Annotated in this window: 14 protein-coding genes; 12 read left to right on the top strand and 2 right to left on the bottom strand. The window is 74.0% G+C overall.

Annotated elements, in window-relative coordinates; genetic code table 11:
• Window positions 1–12: 12 nt before the first annotated feature.
• The gene (locus tag ACFWA9_RS12915) at window positions 13–486 is read right to left on the bottom strand and encodes a hemerythrin domain-containing protein (protein ID WP_380386314.1); all 474 of its coding nucleotides are present in this window, start codon (window positions 484–486) and stop codon (window positions 13–15) included.
• A gap of 188 nt (window positions 487–674) precedes the next feature.
• On the opposite strand from ACFWA9_RS12915, the gene ACFWA9_RS12910 reads away from it, so the two are divergent.
• The 3 genes from ACFWA9_RS12910 to ACFWA9_RS12900 all read left to right on the top strand — a co-directional run bounded on the left by ACFWA9_RS12910 (window position 675) and on the right by ACFWA9_RS12900 (window position 2,617).
• The gene (locus tag ACFWA9_RS12910) at window positions 675–1,568 is read left to right on the top strand and encodes an SDR family oxidoreductase (protein ID WP_380386311.1); all 894 of its coding nucleotides are present in this window, start codon (window positions 675–677) and stop codon (window positions 1,566–1,568) included.
• 276 nt (window positions 1,569–1,844) lie between these two features.
• Window positions 1,845–2,201 carry an STAS domain-containing protein gene (locus ACFWA9_RS12905; RefSeq protein ID WP_380386308.1) on the top strand — a complete coding sequence of 119 codons (357 nt, stop codon included), beginning with the start codon at window positions 1,845–1,847 and terminating at the stop codon, window positions 2,199–2,201.
• Between the two features lie 218 nt (window positions 2,202–2,419).
• On the top strand, window positions 2,420–2,617 hold the full coding sequence (locus tag ACFWA9_RS12900) for a hypothetical protein (RefSeq protein ID WP_380386305.1): 198 nt from the start codon (window positions 2,420–2,422) through the stop codon (window positions 2,615–2,617).
• 56 nt (window positions 2,618–2,673) lie between these two features.
• Here the strand turns inward: ACFWA9_RS12900 and ACFWA9_RS12895 are convergent, their stop codons facing one another.
• Window positions 2,674–3,846 (bottom strand): LysR family transcriptional regulator, encoded by a 1,173-nt coding sequence (locus ACFWA9_RS12895; protein WP_380386303.1) that lies wholly within the window; start codon window positions 3,844–3,846, stop codon window positions 2,674–2,676.
• Between the two features lie 910 nt (window positions 3,847–4,756).
• On the opposite strand from ACFWA9_RS12895, the gene ACFWA9_RS12890 reads away from it, so the two are divergent.
• The 9 genes from ACFWA9_RS12890 (at window position 4,757) to ACFWA9_RS12850 (ending at window position 15,521) form a co-directional block, all read left to right on the top strand.
• Window positions 4,757–5,380 (top strand): DUF4142 domain-containing protein, encoded by a 624-nt coding sequence (locus ACFWA9_RS12890; RefSeq protein WP_380386301.1) that lies wholly within the window; start codon window positions 4,757–4,759, stop codon window positions 5,378–5,380.
• Window positions 5,381–5,448: 68 nt separating this feature from the next.
• Window positions 5,449–6,834, top strand: a complete 1,386-nt coding sequence (locus tag ACFWA9_RS12885; protein ID WP_380386298.1) for a DUF1996 domain-containing protein — start codon at window positions 5,449–5,451, stop codon at window positions 6,832–6,834.
• A gap of 262 nt (window positions 6,835–7,096) precedes the next feature.
• Window positions 7,097–7,774: a hypothetical protein gene (locus ACFWA9_RS12880; protein WP_380386295.1), complete on the top strand. Its 678-nt coding sequence runs from the start codon at window positions 7,097–7,099 to the stop codon at window positions 7,772–7,774.
• Window positions 7,771–9,207 (top strand): NADH-ubiquinone oxidoreductase-F iron-sulfur binding region domain-containing protein, encoded by a 1,437-nt coding sequence (locus ACFWA9_RS12875; protein WP_380386293.1) that lies wholly within the window; start codon window positions 7,771–7,773, stop codon window positions 9,205–9,207. The genes ACFWA9_RS12880 and ACFWA9_RS12875 overlap by 4 nt, the downstream gene beginning before the upstream one ends.
• A gap of 130 nt (window positions 9,208–9,337) precedes the next feature.
• Window positions 9,338–10,393 carry an SCO0930 family lipoprotein gene (locus ACFWA9_RS12870; RefSeq protein ID WP_380386290.1) on the top strand — a complete coding sequence of 352 codons (1,056 nt, stop codon included), beginning with the start codon at window positions 9,338–9,340 and terminating at the stop codon, window positions 10,391–10,393.
• Window positions 10,390–10,857 (top strand): hypothetical protein, encoded by a 468-nt coding sequence (locus ACFWA9_RS12865; RefSeq protein ID WP_380386287.1) that lies wholly within the window; start codon window positions 10,390–10,392, stop codon window positions 10,855–10,857. The genes ACFWA9_RS12870 and ACFWA9_RS12865 overlap by 4 nt, the downstream gene beginning before the upstream one ends.
• A gap of 713 nt (window positions 10,858–11,570) precedes the next feature.
• Complete coding sequence (locus ACFWA9_RS12860) at window positions 11,571–12,335, top strand: RNA polymerase sigma factor (protein WP_380386285.1); 765 nt, start codon at window positions 11,571–11,573, stop codon at window positions 12,333–12,335.
• A gap of 496 nt (window positions 12,336–12,831) precedes the next feature.
• On the top strand, window positions 12,832–13,584 hold the full coding sequence (locus ACFWA9_RS12855; protein WP_380386282.1) for an ATP-binding cassette domain-containing protein: 753 nt from the start codon (window positions 12,832–12,834) through the stop codon (window positions 13,582–13,584).
• Entirely contained in the window at window positions 13,581–15,521 is a 1,941-nt protein-coding gene (locus ACFWA9_RS12850) for a YhgE/Pip domain-containing protein (RefSeq protein WP_380386279.1), read from the top strand. Before ACFWA9_RS12855 ends, ACFWA9_RS12850 begins: the two co-directional genes overlap by 4 nt.
• The last annotated feature ends 170 nt before the right edge of the window (window positions 15,522–15,691 follow it).

The raw sequence follows: 15,691 nt of genomic DNA, 5'->3' as shown, positions 1-15,691 counted from the left end.
CTCGCGCGCCCGTCACGCGGTGGCGCTGGGCACCTTGAGGGGGTCGCGGGTGGCGGACTTCTTCGCCTCCTCCAGCTGTTCGCCGAGTTCGACCAGGCGGTTGCGGCCCATCGCCTTGCGGACCTCGGGGAACCACTCCTTCTCCTCCTCCTCGACATGGTGGCGGACGTTCTCCATCAGCACCGTCATCTTCGCGTCGAACCGCTCGTCCTCCGGGTCCATGCCGGCCAGCTCGGAGAGCATCCACACGACGACGTGGTGCTCCTCGACGCTCTCCAGCACGTGGTCCTTGGTGTCGGGCGCGGCCTCGCGGGCGGCCGGGTAGAAGACCTCCTCCTCGACGACGGCGTGGACCGTCAGCTCCTCGATCACCTGGTCGGCGATCCGGCGCTTCTCGGCGAAGGCCCGGTCGCCGGCCTTCTCGAAGGCCTTGAACAGGCTCTCGACGGTCTTGTGGTCTTCCTTCAGCAGCACGATCGCGTCCATGCGCGTTCCTTTCCGGGGTAGTCGGCCCGTGGTCGGGCGCACGTGTACCCCGTGCGCCGCCGCGGACACCCGGGCGGCGCACGCGGACCACCCGCACGGCCCGTCCCACCGCGCGATCGGCCCCGCAGGGGGCCAGACTCGCCCCGAACCCGACGCACCCACTCCGAAGGAGCACCGGATCCGCCGTGATGAGCGACCAGCACACCCCTCAGGACCCCACCTCCCAGCAGCCGCAGCCGCCGTTCCCCGAGCAGTCCCAGCCCCACCCGGGCAGCGGTGAGACCATGCGCCCCAGCCCCGACCACGGGGAGGACAGCTACCGCGGCGCCGGCCGGCTGGCCGGCCGCGTCGCGCTGATCACCGGCGGCGACTCCGGCATCGGCCGCGCCGTCGCCCTCGCCTTCGCCCGCGAGGGCGCCGACGTCGCCTTCTGCCACCTCCCCGAGGAGGAGGCCGACGCGGCGGAGACCACCCGGCTGGTCGAGGACGCCGGGCGGCGCGCCCTCGCCGTCGCGGGCGACCTGCGCGACGAGGACTTCTGCGCCGAGCTGGTGGCCCGCTGCGTCGACGTGTTCGGCCGCCTCGACATCCTGGTCAACAACGCCGCCTACCAGATGTCCCAGCCCGACGGCCTCGCCGCGATCACCACCGACCAGTTCGACCGGGTGATGAGGACCAACCTGTACGGGATGTTCTGGACTACCCGGGCTGCCCTGCCCCACCTGCGCGAAGGCGCCTCGATCATCAACACCGCCTCCGTCCAGGCGTACAAGCCCAGCCCCCACCTCCTGGACTACGCCATGACCAAGGCCGCGATCGTCGCGTTCACCCAGGGCCTGGCCGGGCAACTCGCGCCCGCCGGCATCCGGGTGAACGCCGTCGCGCCCGGCCCGGTGTGGACGCCGCTGATCCCGGCGACGATGGACGAGGAGAAGGTGGCGCACTTCGGCGAGCAGTCCCCGCTCGGCCGCGCCGCCCAGCCCGCCGAGATGGCCCCCGCCTACGTCTTCCTCGCCTCCCAGGAGTCCTCGTACATCACCGCCGAGATCGTCAACGCCACCGGCGGCACGCCTCTGCCCTGACCAGCGGGGCGCCGGCCTCCGGACGCCCGGGCTCGCGGAGGTCCGGACGGCGGACGGCCGCATCCGGTCGAGTCGGACGGGTGTGTGGCAGCGTGCCCGCGGGTAGACGGCAGGCCCGCCGCCACCGCCGCCGGCCCCGGCGGGGATCGCCCACCCCGCCCTCGATCACTGACGAGACGGGGCGGTGGGCAGAGGCTTCGCCGGATCACCAGCGGCCGGACCCCCTCTAGGATCGTCGTGTCCATGCGATGCGAGACAGCGGAAAGAGGGGCCCCCGTGAGCGATACCCCAGGGCGTGAGATCGCGGCCGTCGTCCGGGAGACCGGTACCGGGCCTGTGATCGAGGTCTCGGGGGACCTGGACATCGACCAAGTCGACGTCCTGCATGCCGTGTTCAACCGGGTCCTGCTACGCACCCCGACCCCGTCCGTGGTGCTCGTCGACCTGTCGGCGGTCCCGTTCTGCGATTCCAGCGGCCTCAACGAGCTGCTCCGGGCCCGCCTGCAGGCCGAGCAGCGCGGGACTCTCCTGGCTCTCGCCCGCCCCTCGCACCAGGTGGTCCGGCTGCTCGACGTCACCGGCACGGACCAGGTGTTCGAGGTAACCGAGGGGCCGCCGGCGCGCAGCGCCTGAAGGCGCGTCCGGAGAGAGCCGGGTGCGGGGGTCCGCGTCACCCTCCCCGGCGTGGGTCCCCGCACCGCATGCCGCAGGACTGGACGTCCTTCGACGCCCAGACCGCCGTGTCCCAGTGGCACGGGGGGGAGGGCACGACCCCGCCGTCGGTCCGGACCCCGGCCGCCACGACCGGAGCGGCAGTACCCGGGACGGCGTCCCCCACCCCGTCCCCGACCGTGGCCGACGCTTCCGCCCAGGCGGACACGGACACGGACCGGGACAACCACGACGACGTCCTGGCGCACACCGCCTCCTCCAGCCGCACCCCGCTGGTCGTGGCCGCCGGCAGCACCCTGCTCATCGCCGGACTCCTCCTCGCCTACCGGCTCCGGATGAGGAGCGCCACCCGCCGGACCCACCGAAAGGCGCACTGACCACCGCCCGGAGGATCCGCCCTCGGCACGCGGAGCCCCCGGGTCCTCCCCCCGGGTCAGGTGCGCGCCGGGCGCGGCCCCCTGCCGTACTGAAGGGCCCGTTCGAGCCGGCGCTCGATGCCGGGGGCCGCGGCGGGCGGCTGTTCGGCGGGGCCGTCCGTGGCTGGTGGGTGCCCTTCCCGGGGTGGGACGGCCCCGGACGCCACGGCGGGGAGGGCGTCATGGCACGGCCGGCCGATCACTTCGTGCTGCTCCGACCGGCGGCTCTGAGGGGGCGATCGGCGCTTGACGGCACCTCCGCCGCCGCGTCCCCGGGGCGTCGACCGGTCGTGGTCCGGGGCCCGGGTCACCTCCCGCAGGAGCGGCAGCAGCATCTGCTCGTACGCCGTCAGCGGCCGGGCCAGGGTCCAGTTGACCGTCACCGTGCGGGCCTCGGGCGCCGGGCTGACGGCCAGTTCGGCCAGTACCCCGTGCCGGAGTTCGAGCCGGACCGACCGGCGCGGCACCAGTCCCACCCCGAGGCCGATCCGCACCCCCTCCTTGATGCCCTCGGTGCCCCACAGGTCGAGGGTCGGTGCGCCGGCCAGCTCCCAGCTCTGCAGGAGGTCGGTGAGCTGGCGGCGCGTCTGCGACCCGCACTCCCGCAGCAGGAAGGTCTCGTCCGCCAGGTCGGCGGGGGTGAGCTCCTGGCCCGCCAGCGGATGGTCGGCCGGGCAGATCAGCGTCATCTCCTCGCCGAGGAGCGGTTCCGAGCGGTACCGGCCGCCGGGTGGCAGCGGGACGCCGGTCAGCGCGATGCCGGTCCGGCCCTCCTCCAGGGCCTCGGCGAGTTGCCCGCCGGTGCCGACCGCGACGCTGAGCTGCAAGGCCGGCTCCCGGTGCCGCAGTTCCAGCAGGACCGACGGCAGGAAGTGCCCGCCGATGGTGCTGGTGCTGCCGATCGTCAGCGGCTCCCCGCCCAGGAGCGCGGCCGCCTGGACGGCATGGACGGCCTGGTCCGCCAGCGTCAGCACCTCCTTGGCCTGCGCCAGCAGGACCGTGCCCGCCAGGGTGGGGCGGATCCTCGGGCCGGAGCGGTCGACCAGCTGGGTCCGCAGGGCGATCTCCAGGTTCTGCACCTGTTTCGAGACGGACGACTGACTCAGGAACAGGACCTGGCTCGCAGCCGAGAACCCCTCGCATTCGATGACCTGAACGAAGATCGCCAGTTGGTTGAGGTTGAGTCGCATCGTGGCCTCGCTCGCGTCCGGAGGTAAGGGACACAGGGGCGGCGCGGCGCCTCGCGGGCCTGGCCGGTAGGGCAATGTACCGTGCGACGGGCCGCGTCACGGCGGAGACGTCTTTTTCGTGCGGCCGGATCGGGTTGGCGGCGCACCCGTTCTGGGCCTTCTGAGCTGCCCCGGCGTCCGGTCGGACGGGTTGCGGCAGCCTTCGCGGGAACGCGGGCGACCTCTTCCGGAGGGTAAAGAATGGGAAAAGGAGCGGGACGAAACCTCGTTTCGCGCCTCTCTTCCTCACGACCGGCCTGACCGTAGGCCGGCAGTTCCCGGGAGGAGATCCGGTGCGCCCGAGCCTTGGTGGTCGACCGGCCACGCATTCCCCGTCCGACGCTCCCACGCGGCGGATACCCGCCCCACTCGCCCCACTCGCGCCACCCGGCCGCCGACGCCGCGCGGCCCGGTGCCCGTCGCAGGCGGCGCCGTCGAGGCACCACACGGAAGGAGTCGCCGTGCACGCTCCGACCCTGCCCGGTGACGATCCCGGGGAGCCGGTCCCACGCCGGCCGCCCGAGCCCGCCGACCGTGCCCGGCGGTCGGCGGGCCCTGGCCGCGCCTGACCCCCTCCCCGCTCTCCTTCCAGATTCCGTGACGTTCGACCGGGACCTGCGACCGCGGAACTCCGTCCGCCGTCGATGAATTCTCCCACCGACGGACCCGCGTTTCGTCGAGTGTTCACCGCGGCCACCGGCCGTCCTCAACCGATTCCGGTGGCGGGCCGGCGTGCTCGCCCAGTCCGGCATGATGAGGAAACCCGATGTCATCTTCGAGGAAGAAGCGCGGACCCGGAAAGGCTCCCCTGGGTATTCCCAAGGTGAGCCGGCTTCCACGCTCGTTCGCCACTCTTCTCGTGATCGTGGCCATGATTTCCACGGCGGCCGCCCTGGTGGTCCCCATGGTGCGATCGGCGGGCTCGTACCGCAGTCCCCGCGCGGACGAGGTGCCGGGGACGCTGCAGACCCCGACCGGGCCGTTGACACCACTCGACCGGGACTTCGTCAAACGGGTCAGACTGGCTGGGCTGTGGGAGATCCCGGCCGGCCGGATGGCCCTCGCCAAGGGCGGCAGCACCGAGGTCAGGACCGCCGGCCAGCACCTGGTCGACGGCCACACGGAACTCGACCGGGCCACCCTGGACACCGCCCGGACCCTGGGCCTGGAGGTGCCCGACCAGCCCTCCGCCCAGCAGCAGGCCTGGCTCAAACAACTGAACGACGCTCAGGGCGCCGATTTCGACCGGCAGTTCGCGAACATCCTGCGCGGCGCCCACGGCCAGGTCTTCGCCGTCGTCGCCCAGGTACGCGCCAGTACCCAGAACTCCACCGTGCGTGACCTGGCGACCATGGCCAACTCCACGGTGCTGGACCACATGACGGTCCTGGAGGACACCCGGCTGGTGAAGTTCGGCGACCTCACCGGTCCGCCGGCCGCCACGTCCTCGCCGGCCTCGGCGCCGGTCCCGGCGCCCGCCGGAACCCAGCGTTAGACACCTGCAGCAGAAGAGACCGTCCACGGCCTGTCCGACAGGCCCGATCCCGTTTCGAGGGTGCGATGATGAAGGTCCACAAACGTGGCAGGTCACGGCGGAGGGCACTGGCCCTGCTGCTGGCCGGGGTGCTGGCCGTGAGCGGCGTGTCCGTGCTCGCCGCCGCGGCGTTCGCCGGCCAGCGGCCCTCGCGGTCGCAGTCGGCCGCCGCCCAGGTCGGTACGGTCGCCTGCGGCGATGTCGGTGCGGCCCTGGCCGCGGTGCCGGAGGACGCCCAGGAGGACGTCGACCGGGACCTCGCCGACCTCGACGTCCAGGTGGCGGACGCCTACCAGACCCTCGCCGAGCCCGGCTCCGGGGGCGGCGAGCAGAAGGTGATGGGCGCGCTGGCCGAGAAGCGCTCGACCACCTTGCGGAACCTGTCGGCCAAGGCCGGGCCGGACTCCGGGCTCCCCGCGGACCTCACCGGGCTGGCGAACTGCTCGATCCGGCGCGACCTGGTGGTCGACGCCTCCACCCGTGACTACGCCCCGGCGGGCCAGAACGGCACGGCCGAGGTGAAGGGTCCGAACGTGAAGCAGCCCGCACCCGGCCGCGGCTACGTGGACATCAGGTCCGTCTCGCCGAACGTCGTCAAGCCCACCCGGACCGGCCCTGCCACCGGTACCCTCACCTCGCAGTGCGGGCGCAACGGGAACCGCCACCTCAACCCCGACAACGTGATCGTGGCCCCCGGCGTGAGCAACGGAGCCCACCACATGCACGACTACGTCGGAAACCGCGCCACCAGCGCGTTCTCCAGCAACGACAGGCTCGCAGCCGCCGGCACCACCTGTTCCAACGGGGACCAGTCGACCTACTACTGGCCGGTGCTGCGGCTGCTCGACGGCGCCCAGGAGAGCGACTTCCAGGCGCCGGGCGGCGGTAAGGACCGCAACCGCGGCACCATCCTGCAGCCGGCCGAGGTCGGGATCACCTACAGCTCCCCGAACGGGAACAGGGTCCAGCCGATGAAGCGCTTCCTGCGGATCATCACCGGCGACGCCAAGGCCCTCACCAACGGACCGGTCAACGCGCACGCCTCGTGGAGCTGCACCGGGTTCGAGGACCGGCAGCTCGTCGACAAGTACCCGGTCTGCCCCGGCGGCAGCCGGGTGGTGCGGACCCTGAAGTTCCCCGACTGCTGGGACGGCAGGAACGTCGACAGCGCCAACCACCGCTCCCACACGGCCTTCTCGAACGCGAGCGGCGGCTGCCCGAAGAACTTCCGGACGATCGCCCAACTCGTGGAGCGGGTCACCTACGAGGTGCCGTCCGGGGTCCGGATCGCCGTCGACAGCTTTCCCGAGCAGCTCCACAACGCGATCACCGACCACGGGGACTTCATCAACGTGATGGACCAGAGCCTGCTCGACCAGATGGCGAGCTGCGTCAACGAGGGACGCCGCTGCTGACGACCGCACGGGCCGCCACCTGGGTTGCCACCGGGGCGGACTCCGGCGCCCCGCGCGGCCCGCCCGGCGCCGGCCCGACCCGGGCGGCACACCCCACCGGACCGCAGTACGCACGAAGCAGGAGGACACAGGAATGTCGACAGGGCAAGGACGCCGGTCCCGGCGTTCGGCCGAGGGGCCGTCGCGGGGGCGCCGCGGTGACCAGGCGGCGGACCGCGCCACTGGGGACCGGCCCGAGGCGGGCGGCCGGACCGCGGACACGGTGTGGTCGTTCCTGCCGCTGCTGGCGGTGGCGCTGGGCGTGACGGCCGTGGTCGTCAACGGCGCGCTGCGGGCCTTCCTCGGGGTGGCCGCCGGGGTCCTCGCCCTGGTGTCCTTCTCCGCGGCCGTCCTGTGGGGCCTCGCGGCGACCGACCGGCTGCTGCTGCACCCGGTGCACCGGCTCGCCGCGCAGGCGGTGCACCGGACGATGGGCGTCGCGGGTGTGGTCTTCCTCGTCCTGCACGTCTGGATGAACCTGATCCAGGACCAGATCGGCGCGCTCTCGGCCTTCGTGCCGTTCGCCGACCCGCACCGGCCGGTCATCCTCGGACTCGGTGTCCTGGCCGGCTACCTGCTGCTGGCCGTGGCCCTCGGCGGGGCGGCCCGCGGGGTGCTGGCCAGGACCGGCGAGGCGAGCCGGTGGCGGATCGTGCACATCTGCGCCTACCCCGCCTGGGGCGCCGCGCTGGTGCACGGGCTCAACGCCGGGCGGCTGCCCGCCCCCTGGGTGTCCGTCCTCTACACCGCCGCGGTGGCCGGCGTGGTCGTCGCGCTCGGACTGCGGCTGGCCTTCCAGGACCGCGGTTCGCCGCGCCGGAGCACCGTCCCGGTCCGGCCCGAGACGGACGGACGGCCGCCGGCCGGCACCGGATCCGCTCGGCGGTGGTCGGACGGATGACCGGCGCACCCATCGCCTGGCTCGGCCGGCCCGTCCTGTTCGCGGGCCTGGAGCACGACCAACGGCTGGACTACCGCTCGCACCTGCTGGTGCACGACCGGCTGACGACGATGCCGGCGGACGAACTGGCCGACCTGGCCGAGAACGTCAACCTGCGCGGCCGGGGCGGGGCCGGCTTCCCGTTCGCCAGGAAGATCCGGGCCGTCGTCAAAGCGGCCGCCCGGCGCAGGGGCCGCCCGGTCGTGGTGGTCAACGGTACGGAAGGAGAGCCGAGTTGTCTGAAGGACGCCGCGCTGCTGCTGCGCACCCCGCACCTGGTGCTGGACGGTGCGCTGCTGGCGGCCGCCGCGCTGGACGCGGAGCAGGTGGTGCTCGGGGTCACCCGGGTCGACGTCGAGCAGTCCCTGCGGCAGGCCCTGGCCGAACGCAGGCTCACCAGGCCGGCGGTCAGCGTCACCCGGCTGCCCGAGCGCTTCGTCTCCGGCGAGGGGAGCGCGCTGGCCCGCGGCATCACCAGCGGGATCGCCCTCCCGCGCGGCGGCGGTGTACGGACCAGCGACAGCGGGGTCGGGGGAATGCCGACCCTGCTGTCCAACGCCGAGACGTACGCGCAACTCGCCGTCGCCGCCCGGCTGGGGGCGCTGCCCTACCGCGAGGTCGGCCTTCCGTCGGAACCCGGGACGGTCCTGCTCACCCTGGCCGGCTCCCAGGTGGTGGAGACGCCCACCGGCGTCCCGCTCGCCGAACTGCTGGCGATGTTCGGCCTGGAGATCGGACAGGGCGTCCTCGTCGGCGGCTACCACGGCAAGTGGCTGACCCCCGCGGCGGCCGCCGCGGCGGTGGTGTCCCGGGACTCCTTCCAGAGCCTCGGCGGGGCGCTCGGAGCCGGCGCGATCCTGCCGCTGCCGTACACCACCTGCCCGCTCGGCGAAGCGCTCCGGGTCGCCCGCTGGATGGCCGACGAGACGGCCGGCCAGTGCGGCCCGTGCTATCTCGGACTGCCCGCCCTGGTCACAGCGCTGGAGGAGGTGGTGCGGGGCGGCGGCCGGGCCGCCCTGGAGGTGGTCGAGACCCGGATGAAGGCGGTCACCGGACGCGGTGCCTGCAGCCACCCGGACGCCGCCGCCCGGTTCCTGGCCTCGGCGTTGCAGGTCTTCGACGAAGACCTGCACCTGCACTCCTACCAGTACGGCTGCGGCCGCTCCGTGCAGGGCGTCCTCCCGATGCCGGTCATGGAGAGCGCCGGCAGCATCGTCGTGGACTGGACGCTCTGCGAGGCCCATGGCCTCTGCACCAGCGTCCTGCCCGAAGTGATCGGCCTGGGCGCGGACGGCTTCCCCGCCGCCGGCGTCATGGCCGTCCCGCCGCGGCTGCTCCAGCAGGCGGCCCGGGCGGTCGACCGCTGCCCCGCGCTGGCACTGCGCATCCAGTAGCGAGCGCCGTCCGGCGTCGCGCGGGCCGCGCACCCCGCCTTCCGCGTCACCCCGGACCGCACCCTTCCCCCCACCTGACCCGCGATTTCCCGAAAGCCCAGGCTCCACCGATGGAAAGGCAAGGAAGATCTTGACAACGAAACGATACGGACTCGTTGCGCTCTGCCTCCTGCTGGCCGGCCTCGTGATCATGGCGGCCACCGGGAGCGTCAGCAGCAACGCCGGCCCGTCCGCCGGGGGTTCCGACTCCGCCCAGCTGGTCGGCTCGACGCCCTCGCCGGCCGGCGCGTACAGCGACTACGGCTCCAACGGCTCCGCCTCCGCCTCCGCCTCCGCCTCGCCCGGGGCGGGGGCCGTCGGCCGGCCCGCCGGGGCGCTGGTCGTCCGAGCGGACGGCCAGCTCGGCCCGGTCCTGACGGACCGTCAGGGCTTCACGCTGTACCGCTTCGACAAGGACACCGCCAAGCCGCCGTTGTCCAACTGCGCCGGTGCCTGCGCCGCCACCTGGCCGCCCGTCGTCAACGACAGCACCACCGCGCCGGGCGCCGGCATCGACCAGGACAAGCTCGGCCAGGTCACCCGCGCCGACGGCACGCAGCAGCTGACGGTGGGCGGTTGGCCCGCCTACCGCTACGCCCAGGACACCGTGCCCGGCGACACCAAGGGCCAGGGCGTGGGCGGCACCTGGTTCGCCATGGCGCCCGACGGGACGAAGGTCAAGGCCCCCGGTGCCGAGGCCACCGCGTCCGCCGCGCCGACGGGCCAGGCCACCGCCACGGCCGCGCCCGTGGCCACCATGATGCCGAAGCCGGCCCAGCCGGACCAGGGGCAGGTGCAGATCTCGGTCGTCGACAACCCCCAGCTCGGCCAGGTCATGGTGGACGGCCAGGGCCGGACCCTGTACCACTTCGGGAAGGACACCGCCTGGCCGATGCGCTCCAACTGCGAGGGACAGTGCCTCAAGACCTGGCCGCCCGCCCCGCCGGTGAGTCCCGACAAGGTCAAGGGCGTGGACCCGAAGCTGATCGGGAAGCTCCAGCGACCGGACGGCACCTGGCAGCTGAGCATCAACTGCACTCCCGCGTACTACTACGCGGGCGACCAGGGCTACGGTGACGCGCTCGGGAACGGGATCGACGGCTTGTGGTCGGCCATCAACCCGCAGGGCAAGCCGGCCGGCAAGTGAGGGCCCAGGGCGCCGGCCCCGTACCGCCCCGCATCGACCGCACCGCCGTCCGGTGGGCCGCGCTGATCCTGCTCCTCCTGCTCGGCATCATCGAACTCTTCTGGGGTCACGGTGGGTTGACCGGAACCTCACAGGCGGCGCGGCGCCCCGACCCGGGCTCGGTGGAGGAGCTCGCCCGCCGGATCGGCTGCACGGCCGAGATCACCACCGACGCGGCCGACCTCCGGCAGGGCATGTGCGTCTCGGACGGCGAGGAGATCTGGATCGCCAGCTTCCCGACCGCCCGCGCCCAGGACGCCTGGACGTCGGAGGCCAAGGACTACGGGGGGTCCTACCTGGTGGGCGACGGCTGGGTGGTCGTCCTCTCCGACACCACGGCGGACCTCCTGCACGGGCTGCTCGGCGGCACGGTGGTGGGCGGCGCCGAACACGGCGGTGCACACGTATCCGTGGGCGGGGGGTGAGCGGCGACCGGAGACCCGACGAGCGTGACCCACCCGACCGGCGCCGGCAGGCCCGACCGGGGAGAACGGACCCGACAAGCACCGACCCACCCGACAGGGGGTAGCAGACCCGACCGGGTTCACCCCGCCTGACGGGTGGCCACAGACCGGACGACCGACGACAACAGGGCGAGGGTTCCCCCGGCACGCGCCGGCGGGAGTCCTCGCCCTGTTCTCGACGGTCGTCGGAGCCGGCGACCCGCCGGTCGACCTGTCACATCATCATGAACCACCACCACCACCGGCGCTTTCCACCATGCGAATGCCCTATGCACTTTTCTGTTATCCACCGGACGCCGCACGCGACGGAGCCTCGCCAGGATGCCGGTGCGCGGCCGCGGACCCACCGGCGGGGCCCGTGCGGGGACCGGCGCACCGCCGGGCCGCCCGACACACAGATCCCACACATTCTGATCCGGAATCGCCGGGCGGCCGGCGGTGTCCGGAACTGTTGCCCTGAAACCCGTAGCACTGGTGTGCTGTGGCTCTTCCCGCCACACCGTCCCGACTGCCGCAGCAGCAGACCGCCGTCGATGCCCTTCATCCGGCCACCACTTCCCGTTCCCGGCCCGTCCGGCCGTCCCGTCGGCCAGGCCCGCGAACTCCCCGCCGTGAGAAGGACAGAGCCGAGGAGGAACACGTTGACCCTTCCTGCCAGCGCTTGTGAAACGGGTTTGAGCGCACTGAGCGACGCCGAACTCTCGGCGGTACTCACCGACTCCACCGGGACCGGGGGATCCCGCGTCCGGGAGGTGATGGCCGAGGTGTTCACCCGCCACCACGGCGCCGTCCTCGCCTACGCCCGCGGCTACTGCCGTGACCCGCAGACCGCCCAGGACCTCGCCGCCGAGGCCTACGCCAGCACCTACTCCTCCGTCGCCCGCGGCCGCGGCCCCCGGCACGCCTGGCGCCCCTACCTGATGGCGGTCGTCCGCCGGACCGCGATGGAGTGGAGCGCGCGGACCAGGGGCCGCGTCGTGCTGCCCGAGGACTTCACCGAATGGGCCGAGCGCCTGGCGGACGAGGTGGAGACCGACGGCGCGCTGCTCGCGGCCGAGGAGACGGCGCTGGTCGCCAGGGCCTACGGGTCCCTCCCCGAGCGCTGGCAGGTGCTGCTCTGGTGCTTCGTGGTGGAGGGCGAGCCGGCCGCCACCGTCGCCCAGCGGATGGGCATGACCCCGAGCGGCGTCCGCTCCCTCGCCGCCCGTGCCCGCGCCGGGCTGCGCGAGGCGTACCTGCGCGCGCACGTGGACGAGGACACCGCCCCCGGAGCGCCGCTGCCGCACCCCGCTGCCGACCGGCACGGCCCGCCGACCCGGGCGGCGGGCCGTGCCGGCCTGCCATTCGGGGGAGTGCCCGCGCCGCGGGCGGGTGGCCGGGGACTTCCGCCGGGCCGACCGTCGCCCGGAGGGCGAGGCGCCGTGGCGTGCGGGGCCTGAGCCGGTGCGGTCCTGCTGAGCCGGAGTGACGCCTGGGCGGAGGTACCGCACCGCGCGGGCCCGTGGGCCGCTGGGTGGTGGTCCGGCGGCCCCCGGGCGCCGAGCAGCTTCGCGTACGCGAACGGGGCGTCCGCGTGCGGCAGGGCGGTGACCGTGACCCGACCCCCTCCCGACCCCCTCGGCCGCGCCGACGGGCACGGCTGACCGCCGGCCGACAGCCTCGCGCTCGCCGCGCCGCCCATGGCGCTACGGGGAGGCCGATGTGCTCCGACCGCGAGGTCGCCCAACTCCGCCGTGCCGTCGGCAGCTTGTGCACGGCCCGGCAGTCCGCCCTCCCGCCGCCCGGCCGGGAGGGGTGACCCGCGGTCCGCGGGCGCGGGAGTGTGACCGGTCTGACAGACATGGCGCGGCACGGACGGGTTACCCACTGGGAGTGGAGATTGCCGGCATGGACGTGGTCGCGCGCGGAGCGAGCGTGCGAGGGCCCCGGGGAGCGGTGTTCGAGAATCTGGACCTGGGCGTGGAACCCGGCGGGCTGCTGGTGCTCCACGGGCCGGGCGGCTCGGGCCGGACGACGGCGTTGCTCGCGCTCGCGGGGCGGATGCGGCTGGACGGCGGAGCGGTTCGGGTGGGCGGGCACGTCCTGCCCCGCGACGGCCGTCGTGTCAGGGACCTGGTGGCGGTGGCCCGTGCGGAGCCCGCCCTGGGCCTGGACCCGGATCTGCGGGTGCGGGAACTGGTGGACGAGCGCCGCTGGTTGAGCCGCCGGCTGAGCAGAGCACAGCTCGGGGAGGCGTTCTCGGTCCTCGGCGTCGACGTGGACCACCGGACGCTGGTCCGGGACCTGCCGCCGGTGGAGGCACTGGGCGTGGCCCTCGCGCTCGCTCTGGCCACGCGCCCCGCCGTGATCGTCGCGGACGACGTGGACCGCGGCTGCCCGGCGGACGAGCGCGTCCGGGCCTGGCAGCTCGTGGGGCGGGTCTGCCGGGTGGGCTGCACGGTCGTGGCGGGCGCCCTCGACCCTCCCGCCTCCGGTGCCGGCCTCGACCCGGCGCCGGTGCTGGTGGCCCTGCCCCGCCGCAGCCACCTGCCCGAGCGGCCGGCGCCGGCCGCCGAGGAGGACGGGGCAGGCGAGCCGGCCGAGCCAGACGGGACAGACGCGTCGGCGCGTCGGTCGTGGCGGTTGCTCGGGCGGCGGGAACCGGACGGCGGGCGCACCGGCGCGCGCCGGGGCGAGGAGGACGCATGACCGCGATCAGGCTGGCCGTGTTGGAGCTGCGCGGCTTTCGGGGCCCACTGAGGCGCTTCGTCCCGCTCGTGCTGTGCCTGGTCCCGCTGCTGTACGGCGCCATGTACCTGTGGGCGAACTGGGACCCCTACGGCAAGACGGGGCACATCCCGGTGGCGGTGGTCAACGAGGACCACCCGGCCGAGACCCGGCAGGGACAGCGGGTGGACGCGGGCGCCCAGGTGGTGACGGAGCTCAAGGCCTCACGGCAGTTCGACTGGGCGTTCGTCGACGAGGCCGCGGCCCGCGACGGCCTGGAGCGCGGGCGCTACGCGTTCACGATCCGGATCCCCGCCGACTTCAGCGCCGGCCTCGCCACCGGCCCCGACACCCGGCCCGAACAGGCCCGGATCCACATCCTGCTCAACGACGCGAACAACTACATCGCGGGCGTCATGACCGAGGTCGTCGAAGCGAAGCTGCAGGAGCAGGTCAACTCCGCCGCGCACGAGGCCTACGTCCGCGGCGTCTACGGTCGGCTCGCGGACATCGGCGGGAAGCTGGACACGGCGGCGCAGGCGGCCCAGGGGCTGGTGAACGCCACCACCGTGGCCCAGCAGGGGAGTTCAGCCGCCGCGGGCGCGAGCGCCACGCTGCGGTTCGGCTCCACCCAGCTCGCCGACGGCGCCCAGAAGCTGAGCCAGGCCACGACCCAGGTGCACGCGGCGGCCACCGCCCTCGGCGAGGCCGCGCCGCCGCTGGGCGCGGCCGCCGACGCCGTGGTGAGCGCGGCCACCCTCGTCACCCAGGGCGTGGACGCCGTCCACACCGCGACGTCGACGGTGAAGCAGGGAACCGCCAAGGCGGTGACCGACCTGGACCAGCTGCCCGCGGCGCACCCGGAACTGGGCGACGACCCCCTGTTCCAGCGCCTCCGACAGGACGTGACGGCGGCCGACGCCGCGGCCGGGCAGATCGACGGTCACGCCGCCACCGCCGCCGGCAACGCCCACGCGGCGCTCCAGCAGGCCGTCGGTCTCCGGAGGACGGCCGCGGCCGTCCAGCAGTCGGCCCAGAACGCGCAGACCCCGCTGGCCCTGGTCGACTCCGGCGCCCGGAGCATCGCCGCCGGGACGGCCACCGTGTCCACGGGACTGTCCGCCCTTCAGCAGGGATCCGTGGCGCTGCAGACCGCCGCCGACCAGGCCCACAACGGCGCCACGACCCTGGCCACCGTGATCGACGACGGGAAGAAGCAGGTGCCCGTCCTGGACTCGGCCCAACTGGAACACGCCGCCGAGGTGTTGGGGACACCCGTCGCCATCGACCGGTCGAATCTCCACCCGGCCGGCGTGTACGGCCGCGGACTGGCCCCGTTCTTCTTCGGCATCGCGCTGTGGGTGTTCGGCCTCTTCGCCTACCTCTTCCTGCGACCGGTCAACACCCGGGCGCTGGCCGCCCGCACCCGGGCCTCCACCGTCGCCGTGGCGGGCTGGCTCCCGGCCGCGGCGCTGGGCGTGCTCGGGGCCGTGATCCTCTACGGCGTCGTCAGCGCCGGTCTCGGGCTGCACGCCGCCGCCCCGTGGACGACCGTCCTGCTCCTCACGGTCGGCGCCGCCGCGTTCATCGCCATCGACCACTGCCTGCGGACGGCGTTCGGTACGGCGGGCGACGTCCTGTCACTGGTCCTGCTCATCCTGCAGCTCACCGCCTCCGGCGGCCTGTACCCGATGCAGACCACCCCGGCACCGTTCCAGGCGGTCCACCCCTTCCTGCCGATGACCTACCTGGTCGACGGGCTCCGGGTGACGATCAGCGGCGGCCCGTCCTCCCATGTCATCCGGGACATCGCCGTTCTGGCGGGTTTCGGTGTCCTGTTCCTGGTCCTCACCTCGCTGGCCCTGCGCCGTCGGCGCGTGTGGACGGTCGCCCGGCTCCACCCCGACCTGGACCTCTGACGGACGGACCTGACCGCGGCCCCGCCCGGGGGCCGCGGGGGGCGGGGGGGTGGGGGGCGTGGTGGCGGGGGGGGGGGGCGGGCTCGGGGCTGGGGTGGCGGTGCGCGCCCGGCCCCCCGGCCAGTCCGAGCGGGCCGAGCGAACGGACCGTCACCCGCTGGGCGTGGTGG

It is taken from the genome of Kitasatospora sp. NPDC059973 (assembly GCF_042737525.1).
GTDB lineage: Bacteria > Actinomycetota > Actinomycetes > Streptomycetales > Streptomycetaceae > Kitasatospora.
This window is presented reverse-complemented; position numbering and strand designations above follow the sequence as displayed.